Raw genomic sequence first — 12,835 nt, 5'->3', positions numbered from 1 at the left:
TGTTCAAGAGGAGGGAAAATAATGGAAGAAGAACACATGAACAAGACCTCCCCTCCACGGACTCGCTACAAAGTATATAAATATTTAACAGTAGCACTGCTATTTATCGTCGTCTTTTTCTCACTGGGACTAATAGGAGTAGAAACTACCTCGAGCTCGAGTTTCTGCTCCTCATGCCATGAGATGAAGCCGGAGTATTATACGTGGAAGGCGTCCACACATAGTGAAGTGGATTGCGTTAAGTGTCACATAGGCTCAGGTACGGAAGAATATGCAAAGGCGAAAGCAAATGGACTTATGCAGGTGTATAAAAAAGCGACACAAACCTACACAGCTCCTATTAGAATGCCAAAGGAAATACCCGATAGCGCGTGTGAGTCCTGTCATGATGTATCTAAACGTGAAGTCACAGCATCTGGGGATATCATCATTCCCCATGATAAACATCAAAACAAAGATATTGAATGCATTCAATGTCATAACGGTGTGGCCCATGGCAAAATCGCAGACCGGAAAATGACATTCCAAACGGATTATGAAAAATGGGACACGAAAACCGGTACCTCAGCGATGGCGGATTTAAAATTCACCCGCCCGGATATGGACACCTGTATTGATTGTCATAAGGCACGTAAAGTAACCATTGAATGTTCAGCGTGTCATAAAACCGGGATGGTTCCAAAAAGCCATAAAGCAGAGGATTTTAAAACCAAAACACATGGGAAACAAGCTGCAGAGAATCTAATGAAGTGTAATCAGTGTCATAGTGATATGTCAAAGGAACCCCTAAAAGGTTATGAAGATGTATCAGTTATTGATCGTTTCCTTAATAATAATCAAGTAAAACAAAAGAATCATTATAACTATGCCAAAGAGAATACTTTTTGTAAGGATTGCCATAGCAAACGACCAGCAAGCCATAACCGTAATTTCTTTGATAGCCATGGTGCAACTGCTAACAAAAACCAAGAATCATGTCAAGCATGCCATGAAGTGAAAAGGTCGAATGAAACAGGTGGAAACCAAGTTACCTGCTCCTCCTGTCATCCAAGTAAACATAGTCAAAAGACAAGTTGGAAGGTTAACCATCCGATTTCGTTAGAAGGAGTGTCTAAGCCATCGGCGAAATGCTATACCTGCCACGCAAAAGTCAGCTGTGAAAAGTGTCATAAGTAGTTGTGTACGATTTATCTCTACCTTTGATTGGAGATTAATAGGGTTCTTAACATTTCGAACAAGTCGATCAGAGTTTATTCGAAAAAACAAATGAAATTCGAGGTGGATACTAATGGAAGCTAGAGAGCTGCCGATCAATCCAGAACCGGAAAAGAATGAAAGAACGAAGTGGAAGAAAGAGAAGAAAAAGTATTTTACAAAGTTACAGGCTGCACTGCTTCTTATCGCGACTTTATTAGTAAGTTTGGGTGGCGGCTACTATATAAGTGACAAATATATCTGGTCTGATGCAAGTCAAGAAAGGATGGATGAACAGCTAGACTATTATAAAACATTAGTAGATTCTGAACCGAATAATCCAGAGCACCGAGTCAATTTAGGTTATACCTACTTTCTAAAAGGTGATAACGATAATGCGATTAAGCAGATGAAAGTCGCAACTGACCTTGACAGCAAATACTTTGGAGCTTATTTCAATCTCGGTCTTGTCTATATTGATGAAGAAAGATACAACGATGCATTAAAGCAGGCACAAAAAGCAGTCGAGTTAGGACCACGTAATTTTAAAGCGCATTTGTTATCAGGTATGGTATATCGTAATTTAAAAATGTACAACGAGGCTGCTAAATCACTTAAAGAAGCCCTTAAGTTAATGCCAACCAACACAGATATCATTACCGAAATTGGCAGAGTGGAAGAAGATCAAGGTAACAAAAAAGAAGCAGAGAAATTTTTCAAAGAGGCTTTAAACTATGACCCGCTTTATAAACCTGCGTCTGAAGGCTTGGAGAGAATTGCTGCAAAGGGAAAAGACAACAAATAGAAGGAGCTGACCACTTTGAAAAAGAGAACCGTTTATATATTGATGAGTAGCATTGTCGCACTTTCCGTTGCCTTTTTTGCAGCAGTCTATTTCTTGAATTTAGAGTCGACAATAAAACCGATTGTTGCCAAGGTTGATCCGAGCGGACCGCCTGTGTACACAAATTCATTATATGGAGAGTTTAACAAACCACTTAACAAACCAATGGATGTTGTGAAAATTGGGGAATTCGTTTATGTGAGTGATACAAATAACAAACAGGTACAAGTATTTGATCAGTCTGGTACTTCTGTATTCAATTTTGGTAAAGAAGGAACTAATAAAGGCGAATTTAAATTTCCTTATGGGATCGCTGGAGATAAAGATGGCAACATTTACGTTGCAGACTTGTACAATGGCAATATTTCTATTTTTAATTCAAAAGGTAAGTTCATTAAATACTTTGATGATCAAAAGAAAGTCCTTAAATCACCGGGCGGACTTCGAATAATCGATAGTAAGCTTTATGTCACCGATATTAAGGCGAATAAATTATTTGTTTTTAATTTAGATGGAAAGAAAGTAATGGAAATAGGCGGAGCTGGTGCGGAAGAAGGAAAATTCATCGCACCAAATGCTGTCGCAGTTGATAGTGATCAACAAATATATGTAACAGATTCCGGGAATAATAGAGTTCAAATTTTCGATAAAGAAGGTAAGTTTATCAAAATTATTAACGGTTCGGAAGACGGCAAAGGGGATCCGACTTTCCTAAATCCAAGAGGAGTAGCTGTGGACTCAAAAGGAAATGTATATGTCGTAAACAACCTTGCCCACAATATCTCAGCCTTCGATAAAGAGGGAAAACATTTATTTGAATTAGGTGGAATGGGAACCGAAAATGATAAGCTGTATCTCCCGAATGGTTTGTATATTGACGATCGAGATACTTTATTTGTAACAGATACAGTAAATCAAAGGGTCTCCGTATTCTATTAATTCCCTTTTCGATAAAGGAGGTGAAAACAAAAGAAAAATCTCAGTTTAGCCTTTATAGTTCTATATTAAATTAGAGAAAAAGAGAGAAATTTGGGAGGTTTTAAAAATGAGTAAGATTAGATTGGGTTTATCAACTGTATTTATGCTTATTTTATTGGGCATATTCAGTGCTGTGGCCTTTGCAGAGGATGGAGTTCCTCCAACCCCAACGAACCCAGCACCTGGAATCCATGTTGGTCAAATTGATAACAATGGTAACCTAAGTACACACAAAACACATGGTAACTTCCAAAACAACACAAACTCTTGTGCAAACTGTCACAGTACACACAACGGGGAAGATGAAATGTTGTTAATGAAGGAAGGAGAATATGATCTTTGTATGTCTTGCCATGATGGCACAATGGGCTTCTATGATGTAACGAAAGGAAGCGGTGCAGGTACTTTTGATGATTCACACTTAAGCTCATCCATGCACAATGTTGATTCATCTATCAAAGTCGGAAGTGCTCCTGGTAAATATCTAAATAATTCAACTGCGGAGTTAGAATGTTCCAGCTGTCACAACCCACACGGTTCAGCAAATGACAGACTATTAAATGAAACGGTTGCAGGTAAAGCATTTGCTACATCTATAGTTAATGGTGTACAAACATCTGCTCCAATAGGAACAAAAACGATTGCTCTTGATTTACAAGACGATCCAGAATACGCGGAACTAAACGCTTTAACAGGTACCGGCGGCCTGAAAATTACAAAGTCCAATGGCCCTAAGGGATTAGCTGGTTACAATGGTGTGAATGATAAAATCTACTATTCTCAATTCTGTGGAGCATGTCACGATGATTATTTTGCGAAGAGAAATGTAGGTAGCAGCTCTAATCCTATGCCTGGAAAACCAAGTACAGGTTCACCAATCACTGCAACACATACTCACGACACCTACACACATACAACTAATAGCGCGAGCCAAGGTAGAAGTTGTGCGGCTTGTCACTATGCACACGGTACTGATGCTACCGTTATGATGGATGCAGTCGGAAATAAAGTTGCAGATTATACGAAGGCAGTTGCAGACGGCGGAAAAGGCTGGTCTCAAGAAAAAGCAGAATCGTATATGAAAGATGTAAGTGTGAAAGGATCTTCATTAAAGAAATTTACAAACAACGCTGTATGTTTTGCTTGCCACGGATCTAACATTGCAAAAGGACAAATTGATCCGCAATACCTTGATGGAACTGGGGCTCTTAAAGGTAAAGCAAAAATTAAATAAGGTGTTGATCAACAAATTTCTTTTATAGAAACATACTTAAACAAGGTAGCAATATAAAATTGTTACCTTGTTTTGTAAATCGAACATGACAGAAAACTACCTATTTTACCTCCTAGATGGTTTGTTTTCTGATAATATATGCTTTTTTATATTGACTATGAAACTCAAAATTATGAGTCTTTTTAAGGGGGTGATATAGAAAAAAGAAAAAACTTATCATTATTAACCTATAAAAAAAGAGAAAAAGAGAGAAAAACAGACAGAAGTTTTATGGGAGGTTTTTTAGAATGAGTAAGTTGAAATTTAGTTTGTCTGCATTTTTAGTGCTTGTATTAGTGAGCATGTTTGGTGCGTTTGCAACTGCAGCAGAATTCACCCCCACTTCAACAAACCCAGCCCCTGGGATTCATGTTGGGGACGTTGATAACGCCGGAAATACCAACACACACAAAACACATGGTAATTTCCAAAACAACACTAATTCTTGTGCAAACTGTCACAGTACCCACAACGGGGAAGATGAAATGCTGTTAATGAAGAGCGGCGAAAAAGAACTTTGTATGTCATGTCATGATGGTACAATGGGCTTCTATAACGTTAAAGTTGCTAGTGAAGCAGGTGTAATTGACTCTCACGAAATGAATGCCTCAATGCATAATGTTGATTCAGATTTAGAAGTAAAAGCAGCTCCTGGTGCATTAGCTAATACATCTACTGCTACTTTTGAATGCTCAAGCTGTCATAATCCACATGGATCTGCGAACGACCGTTTATTAAATGAAACTGTCGCAGGAAAGCAATATGGTAACAACTATAATGTTACCATCGTTGGATATACTGAAACTATTACTAAATTAAATAAAATTCCAGTGGGACAAAAAGCAATTAAGCTTAATTTAGTAGAAGATCCTGCATATGCAGACATCAACAATAGCAGTACTATGTCTGGGTTAAAAATTTACAAATCAAATGGTATTTATAATAAACCAGCTGACGGATTAACACAAGCACAGGTTTATGACTACAAATTAAATTACTCAGAATTCTGTGCAAGCTGTCATGATGACTACTTAAAGAATAGAGAAAATGGGCCGAGAGAAATGAAAACCACTCAAGGTCACGAGCTATTCACACATACAACAAACAGTACGAAGCAAGGCCGCAGCTGTACAGCTTGTCACTTTGCTCACGGTACTGACATTACAACATTACGAGACACAGCAGGTAAAACAATTGAAGATTTACAAAAACCAGTTGCAGATGGTGGAAAAGGCTGGACTGAAGCAACAGCGAAGGCTTACATGAAAGAAGTAAGTCCAAAAGGCTCATCCTTAAAGAGATTCACAAACATGTCTGTATGTTGGGCTTGTCACCAATCTACACACCAAATCGCCAATACACCTGGAACAACAAACTATCCAAATACTACAGATTATAAAAACTACTTAGTACCTGGTGGAGATTACTCAGGTAAAAACTTAATTAAATAATAAAAAAGCTAACAAATAGCCCCACTATTTGTTAGACTTCACTAGGTTTTACAGTAAAGATTTAAAAGTAAACAAGGTGGCAATATCACTATTGTTACCTTGTTTTATTATTGCACCCGCGTGAAGAAATTGTCAAAAATATTTAATTTACCTATGAAAATTAATGTTAATTCAGTTGATATAATAGATATAAGGTTTATATCTAATTTACGAAAAGTAAAGGATGAATAGTATGAAAAGGAAGAACTACAAACGAAAGCTTATCGCATACCTTGTTATTTGGAGCGTTGTTCTTAGTTCCCTCCTTTTTAGTTCTCCTGATAACATTGTTGTATCAGCTTCAGCTGTTCCTGAAATCCAGATATTAACTCCAAATGAGGGTACTTTGTTAAATGCTCCACTAGTTGAATTTACTGGAACTATTTCGGATGATCTAACATCTGCGGATAAACTCACTGTCAAGGTTTTTGAACAGCCGGAGGATTCACAGCAGCCTATTGATATTACGGGTGAAGGAAAACTATCGATGATTCCGAACGGGACCGCTGCAGACTTCTTATACTCAAAAGATTTTAGTGAGGGAGTACATGCCGTTACATTCGTCGTCACAGATGAGGATGGGGTAAGCGCTAAGGCAGAGCATACCATTACTGTTAAGTCCGAAGGAGCAGTGACAACGGAAGATACTCCTGTAACAGTGACAACGGAAGATACTCCTGTAACAGTGACAACGGAAGATACTCCTGTAACAGTGACAACAGAAGATACTCCTGAAACGACAAATCATGTATCTGAAACCCCAGTTACATCTACTGAGGAAGCAAAGCCAACAACTGATGAGAGTTCTGCATCCACCGAAAAAACAAATACATCCCAGGCAGCCATTGAAGAGGAAGGCGCAAGGCCATATATGTACAAAATGTATCTTATTCCAAAAGATGCGGCCGATCAATATGAACCTGGGAAGAGTGTACCCAGCAGTTTTCTTCCTGTAGAGGATATGACTCGAGTACCCTTGAATTATGTGATATTAGTAGATGTAAGGAGTACGGAACCATTAACTAAAACACAACCATTGTTAACATCTTTTGGAGATATTAAAGGAGACGAGGATTTAATTGCTACAACTGTAATAACAGATAATCTCAAATCCTATGTTTATACATTTACACCTAATCTAAACTTTAATCCCGGTACTACATATGATGTATATCTTAATCCGAAATTCTCAACTGAAACAGAGAAGGTGATTATTCCTCGATTCCTTAAATTCACTACTGTTGGTGATTATAAAAATACCGAATTTCAGGTCGACCGGGCAGCAGATGAAACAATTGATAATGATTCTATACACGGACCGTTTTCGGTGGTAACCAGTGCATGTTCCTTTTGCCATAGTACCCATAATGGAAAAGATGAGTTCCTTCTAAAGGGGGGAAAGGGTTCTACTGAAAACGATATGTGTATGGCTTGTCATGATGGAACGGGCTCACCAAAGATAGAAGACAATAACAGTCATAGTAAACACTATACAGGTTCTACTGTAAGTTGTTCTAGTTGTCATGATCCACATAATCCAGGGACGAAACAAAATCCAAACAGCCTGCACCCTAAGGCAGGGACGGATTCTTATTATAATTATAAAAAAGCAGGTACCGCTACTGGTGCTCTAAGTGACTACTCCTTATGCTTTAGCTGCCATGGGAATGGAAAAAAGACAAATATTGAAAAGTATTATAGTGATGGAACCCTTAAAAGCCAATCGGGGCATAATTTTCAGGCGCAAACGGAGAGTGGTATCTCGTTAAATGGGCAGTTTCCATGTGCCGAGTGCCACGAGACACATGGAGCAGCCAATATTAAGATGTTAAGACCAGAGCTAGGAAATACCAAACTAAGTGGCCAAAAGCCTGAAAGTGATCAGCTTGATGATAATTGGTTTAGTAAATCCACAACTGATTGGGATGCAGATGCTCAACGTAAATTTTGTCTATCTTGTCACAATGGTAAAACAGATCTTTATGGTAAACAAGGCAAAGCCATATACGATAAAGAAACGGGTGATCCAATTAATCCAGCCAATGACGGTCATGATCGAGAAAGCCAAAAAACTTGCGCTGAATGTCACAGTGATAGTCAATCCTTTATGGAAACAGCACATGCACCTAAAAGGATAACTCCATAAAAAACGAGCGGACACTCCGCTCGTTTTTTTGCTGTGTTAGAGGTTATTGTTGATTTTGACACTTTGTTGATTGCAGTGGAAGGCACGAAGACTCCTGCGGGAGTACGGGGCAGGGGAGACCCCGCAGGAGCAAAGCGACGAGGAGGCTCCGCGGCACGCCCGCGGAAAGCGAAGTGCCTGGAACGGAAATCAACAGACAAGTTTACCACAGCCTTTACTTTTGATTTTTCAACCAATACGAAAACCCAGCAGTCTTTCAAGGCATAAACTTTTTAACGACCAAACTTTGAAATTTAGACGCATATCACGCTATAATAGTTAAGGAACTGAACATTGATTTCGGAATAAAATGCGATATAGGTAATTTTTATAGAGGTGAAGACAATGGAATTAGCAGAAATTCGTAATGAACTTGAAAAATCAGCTAAGAAATTAGCGGACTTTAGGGGGTCTCTTTGACCTTGAGAATAAAGAAGCAAGAATTGCTGAATTAGATGATGAGATGCTTCAACCTGATTTTTGGAACGATCAGCAGGCTGCACAGACCGTCATTAGTGAGGCAAATGGATTAAAGGATCAGGTCAATGAATTTTATGATCTAAATAGCAGCTTTGAAAATTTGGAATTGACCTATGAACTTGTCAAAGAAGAAAATGATGAAGAATTGCGTGGAGAGTTGGAAGAGGAACTCGGGCAGTTAACAGCGCGTTTGAGTCAATTTGAACTACAGCTTCTTCTTAGTGAGGAGTATGACAAAAATAATGCCATACTGGAACTTCACCCGGGTGCGGGCGGTACGGAATCACAGGACTGGGGCTCGATGCTGCTGCGGATGTATACTCGCTGGGCGGAGAAAAAAGGCTTTAAGGTTGAGACCCTAGATTACTTACCCGGAGATGAAGCGGGGATTAAGAGTGTTACGCTCGCGATTAAGGGGCATAATGCATACGGCTATTTAAAAGCGGAAAAAGGGGTCCACCGTCTGGTAAGGATTTCTCCATTCGATTCCTCAGGCCGTCGTCATACGTCTTTCGTTTCCTGTGAAGTCATGCCTGAACTCAATGATGACATTCAAATAGAAGTCCGGACAGAAGATTTAAAAATCGATACCTATCGAGCGACAGGTGCGGGCGGACAGCATATTAACACGACCGATTCGGCCATCCGGATTACCCACTTGCCAACAGGTGTAGTGGTTACATGTCAAGCGGAACGTTCACAAATTAAAAACCGCGAGGCAGCGCTGAAAATGCTAAAAGCCAAGCTGTATCAATTGGAAATTGAGAAACAAGAGCAAGAGCTTTTGGAAATACGAGGCGAACAAAAAGAAATCGGCTGGGGAAGTCAAATTCGTTCTTACGTTTTCCATCCCTATTCGATGGTGAAAGATCACAGAACCAGCACAGAAAGCGGGAACGTTCAGGCAGTTATGGACGGGGATTTGGACCAGTTTATTAATGCGTATCTCAGATCAAGAATTTCATAAATTGGACGTAGTTTAGAGCCTTTGCCGACTAATTCGGCAGAGGCTTTTTTATTGAAATCATTTGCCTTCTATACGATACCATCGCTAACCTCTCTAAGAGCCTAATAAAAACCAATTAACTGGCAAATGCTAAGAGAAAAATTTAATCCTTTACCACGTCAACTTACTGCCATTTACACCAATATTTACCCATGCTATACTCACTTTCGGTTAATAGAAAGTATATAAATTTTGAGGAGAATAGCTTTATGAATATCTTAAGCAATTTAACACTTACCTATCCTAAAACGAGAATAGCTATCGATTATCTATTTGTATTAATTGGTGCCGCAATCATTGCATTAACCTTTAATGTTTTCTTACTTCCCAACCAAGTAGCCTCAGGTGGAGTAAGCGGTATTAGTACGATTCTAAAAGCTGTGCTCGGGTGGGAACCGGCCTATGTTCAGTGGGCTTTTAATATCCCCTTATTTATAGCTGGTGTAGTTTTATTGGGAAAGCAGTTTGGTGTGAAAACCCTTGCGGGAACGATTTTTTTACCATTAGTCGTTTTTTTTACAAGGAATTTAGATCCTTGGACAAATGATGCCCTCCTTGGGGCTTTGTTTGGGGGAATTGGTGTAGGACTTGGACTGGGCATTGTTTTTAGAGGAAGAGCATCGACAGGCGGAACGGACCTGGCAGCGCAAATTATTCATAAATATACAGGTTTTTCTCTAGGACGATGCGTCGTCATAATCGATGGTTTAATTGTGCTTGTTGCTGCGATTGTATTTGATATTGAAAAAGGATTGTATGCATTGATTGCTCTTTATGTAACAAGCAAAACCATCGATCTAATTCAGGTCGGTTTCGGCCGATCAAAAATGACAATGATTATTACGGGTAAACAAGAAGAAGTTCGTGAGGGAATCTTGAATAAAATTGACCGTGGTGTGACAAAACTATCAGCATATGGTGGTTTTACTGACCATGAACGACCAGTTCTAATGTGCGTGGTTGATCAATCAGAGTTCACAAAATTGAAACAATTGGTCAGAGCACTTGATCCATCTGCATTTGTCGTTGTTATGGATGCTGCTGAAGTGCTTGGTGAGGGTTTCAAACGGCCATAGGATTGGTATAATAGGGCAATGATGGTAATATTTTCTGAAGGGGGTAACAACGTGAAAAAGAAATTGCTTACATTTTTGATGGGAACTGCATTAGTAATGGGTCTGGCTGCCTGTGGAGGCGGAGATAAAGACACAAGTAAAGACACAGATAAAGACACTGGAACGGAAACAGCAAGCAGTGATGAAGCAGCGAAGATTTTTGATCAGAAATGCTCCAGCTGTCATGGCGGCGATCTAACAGGTGGTATGGGACCAAATCTTACCAAGGTTGGCTCAAAGTATTCTAAGGACGAAATATTGAATATTATTAAGAATGGTAAAGGGCAAATGCCTGCAAAAGTAATAACTGGCGATGATGCAAACAAAGTTGCTGAATGGCTTGCAGCGAAAAAATAATAGACTCGGGAAGCGTTCTGTTTTGAAAAAACAGGACGTTTTTTATTTTACCCTAAATGAGAAATTTGTCGGGTTTTGTAATTCTTTGAAAAGAAACTGTAATATTTTTACCGCTTTTTTTAACAATTTATGATGTTATAATAGAAATATGCGAAATTATGCACATATTTTTTTGTTATCCGAGTCCATTTTGCAAATAAAAAAGATAATTGTCGAATAAAATTCGAGATGTCTTTAAATAAAGGTGATAAAAAATGATAGAACTACAAGATGTTTATAAAAAGTACCCAAATGGAGTTTCGGCCATAAATGGGATAGACGTTCGGATCAACCAGGGCGAATTTGTCTATGTTGTTGGACCAAGTGGTGCCGGAAAATCGACATTTATTAAAATGATGTATCGTGAGGAAGTTCCGACTTCTGGGACCATCACTATGAATGGTGTGAACTTGGCCAAATTAAAAATGAAAAAGGTCCCGATTTTCAGACGGAATCTTGGCGTTGTTTTTCAGGATTTTAAGCTGCTTCCGAGATTAACTGTTTATGAAAATGTTGCCTTTGCCTTAGAGGTAATCGAAGCCCAGCCGAAAGTAATCAAAAAACGAGTGATGGAAGTTCTTGATCTTGTTAACTTAAAGCATAAAATAAAAATGCTGCCGTCCGAGCTTTCAGGCGGAGAACAGCAGCGTGTTTCGATAGCTCGTTCGATTGTCAATTCCCCGAAAGTCGTGATTGCGGATGAGCCTACCGGAAACCTTGACCCTGAAACATCATGGGAAATTATGAAAATATTTGAAGAGATTAATTCAAGAGGAACGACGATCGTTATGGCAACCCATAACCGAGAGATTGTTAATACATTACAGCAACGAGTAATTGCCATTGAAGACGGTAAAATCGTGCGTGATGATGAAAGAGGTGAATACGGTTATGAAAATTAGAACCATTGGCCGTCACTCACGAGATAGCTTAAAGAATATCAGCAGAAATGGCTGGATGACTTTTGCATCGGTAAGTGCTGTTACTGTTACCCTGATTTTAGTTGGTGTCTTTTTTGTTATTATGATGAATCTTAATAGAGTAGCAGAAACGATAGAAGATGACGTGTCAATTCGCGTTCATATTGATGTCGCTGCAAACGCTCAAGATCAGCAAAAACTTAAAACTGAGATTGAAAGTATACCTGAAGTAAAAAGTGTCACCTTCTCCTCGAAACAGCAGGAACTAGACAATTTAGTAAATAGTCTTGGGGAGGAAGGAAAGTCCTTTAAACTTTTTGAACAGGATAATCCTTTAAACGATGTCTATATTGTAAAGACGAAAAAACCGACAGATACGATGCAAGTAGCAAAACAAATCCAAAACTCTACTTATGTTGCCAAAGTCAAATATGGTCAGGGCAAGGTGGAGAAATTATTCAAGTTTATTAAAGCAAGCCGCAACGTCGGAATTGTATTAATTATCGGCTTATTCTTCACGGCTATTTTCTTAATCTCGAATACAATTAAAATTACAATTATTGCAAGACGTAGAGAAATTAAGATTATGAGGTTAGTAGGCGCAACAAATACGTTCATCCGTTGGCCGTTCTTCTTAGAAGGACTATGGCTGGGTGTAATCGGATCAATTTTACCAATTATCCTAATTTCCATTGCCTACTATCGTGCTTATGATTATATTGGTCCGCGGCTTGAAGGAACTTTCATTAAAGTACTCCCATTTGATCCATTCATGTATCAAGTTTCCGGCATTCTTATTCTTATGGGTGCTCTGATAGGAATTTGGGGAAGTTTAATGTCTGTTCGTAAATTCTTAAAAGTATAATCCAGTTCAGGAAGGATGGTACCCGTATCCTTCCTGATTTACTGTTATCCGACCTATAACTAGGATAGACGCATGAGTCCTTCAAAATG

The 12,835-nt window shown here is 38.9% G+C and carries 12 protein-coding genes; all 12 read left to right on the top strand.

Annotated features, from left to right (window positions below; genetic code table 11):
• Nucleotides 1-21 precede the first annotated feature (21 nt).
• The 12 genes from M3610_RS08380 to ftsX all read left to right on the top strand — a co-directional run bounded on the left by M3610_RS08380 (nucleotide 22) and on the right by ftsX (nucleotide 12,746).
• Nucleotides 22-1,176 (top strand): cytochrome c3 family protein, encoded by a 1,155-nt coding sequence (locus M3610_RS08380; protein WP_251458224.1) that lies wholly within the window; start codon nucleotides 22-24, stop codon nucleotides 1,174-1,176.
• Nucleotides 1,177-1,288: 112 nt separating this feature from the next.
• Nucleotides 1,289-1,999: a tetratricopeptide repeat protein gene (locus M3610_RS08375; RefSeq protein WP_251458221.1), complete on the top strand. Its 711-nt coding sequence runs from the start codon at nucleotides 1,289-1,291 to the stop codon at nucleotides 1,997-1,999.
• A gap of 15 nt (nucleotides 2,000-2,014) precedes the next feature.
• Nucleotides 2,015-2,977 (top strand): 6-bladed beta-propeller, encoded by a 963-nt coding sequence (locus M3610_RS08370; protein WP_251458218.1) that lies wholly within the window; start codon nucleotides 2,015-2,017, stop codon nucleotides 2,975-2,977.
• Nucleotides 2,978-3,083: 106 nt separating this feature from the next.
• Nucleotides 3,084-4,250: a cytochrome c3 family protein gene (locus M3610_RS08365; protein WP_251458216.1), complete on the top strand. Its 1,167-nt coding sequence runs from the start codon at nucleotides 3,084-3,086 to the stop codon at nucleotides 4,248-4,250.
• Nucleotides 4,251-4,537: 287 nt separating this feature from the next.
• Nucleotides 4,538-5,740 (top strand): cytochrome c3 family protein, encoded by a 1,203-nt coding sequence (locus M3610_RS08360; RefSeq protein WP_251458214.1) that lies wholly within the window; start codon nucleotides 4,538-4,540, stop codon nucleotides 5,738-5,740.
• A gap of 232 nt (nucleotides 5,741-5,972) precedes the next feature.
• The gene (locus M3610_RS08355; protein ID WP_251458212.1) at nucleotides 5,973-7,925 is read left to right on the top strand and encodes a cytochrome c3 family protein; all 1,953 of its coding nucleotides are present in this window, start codon (nucleotides 5,973-5,975) and stop codon (nucleotides 7,923-7,925) included.
• 33 nt (nucleotides 7,926-7,958) lie between these two features.
• A complete protein-coding gene (locus tag M3610_RS08350) occupies nucleotides 7,959-8,192 on the top strand; it encodes a hypothetical protein (protein ID WP_251458210.1) in 234 nt (77 codons plus the stop codon).
• 117 nt (nucleotides 8,193-8,309) lie between these two features.
• Nucleotides 8,310-9,411 (top strand): peptide chain release factor 2 gene (gene prfB, locus M3610_RS08345; RefSeq protein WP_098572275.1). Its coding sequence is split into 2 segments (ribosomal slippage): nucleotides 8,310-8,381 and nucleotides 8,383-9,411, totalling 1,101 coding nucleotides; the frame shifts between segments, so codons are not numbered across the junction.
• A gap of 248 nt (nucleotides 9,412-9,659) precedes the next feature.
• A complete protein-coding gene (locus tag M3610_RS08340; protein WP_251458208.1) occupies nucleotides 9,660-10,526 on the top strand; it encodes a YitT family protein in 867 nt (288 codons plus the stop codon).
• 51 nt (nucleotides 10,527-10,577) lie between these two features.
• Nucleotides 10,578-10,922: a cytochrome c551 gene (gene cccB / locus M3610_RS08335; protein WP_218936502.1), complete on the top strand. Its 345-nt coding sequence runs from the start codon at nucleotides 10,578-10,580 to the stop codon at nucleotides 10,920-10,922.
• 254 nt (nucleotides 10,923-11,176) lie between these two features.
• Nucleotides 11,177-11,863, top strand: coding sequence for a cell division ATP-binding protein FtsE (gene ftsE / locus M3610_RS08330; RefSeq protein WP_251458206.1), 687 nt, complete (start codon nucleotides 11,177-11,179; stop codon nucleotides 11,861-11,863).
• On the top strand, nucleotides 11,853-12,746 hold the full coding sequence (ftsX, locus tag M3610_RS08325) for a permease-like cell division protein FtsX (protein ID WP_098572279.1): 894 nt from the start codon (nucleotides 11,853-11,855) through the stop codon (nucleotides 12,744-12,746). Before ftsE ends, ftsX begins: the two co-directional genes overlap by 11 nt.
• Nucleotides 12,747-12,835 lie beyond the last annotated feature (89 nt).

It is taken from the genome of Neobacillus sp. MER 74 (genome assembly GCF_023714155.1).
This window is presented reverse-complemented; position numbering and strand designations above follow the sequence as displayed.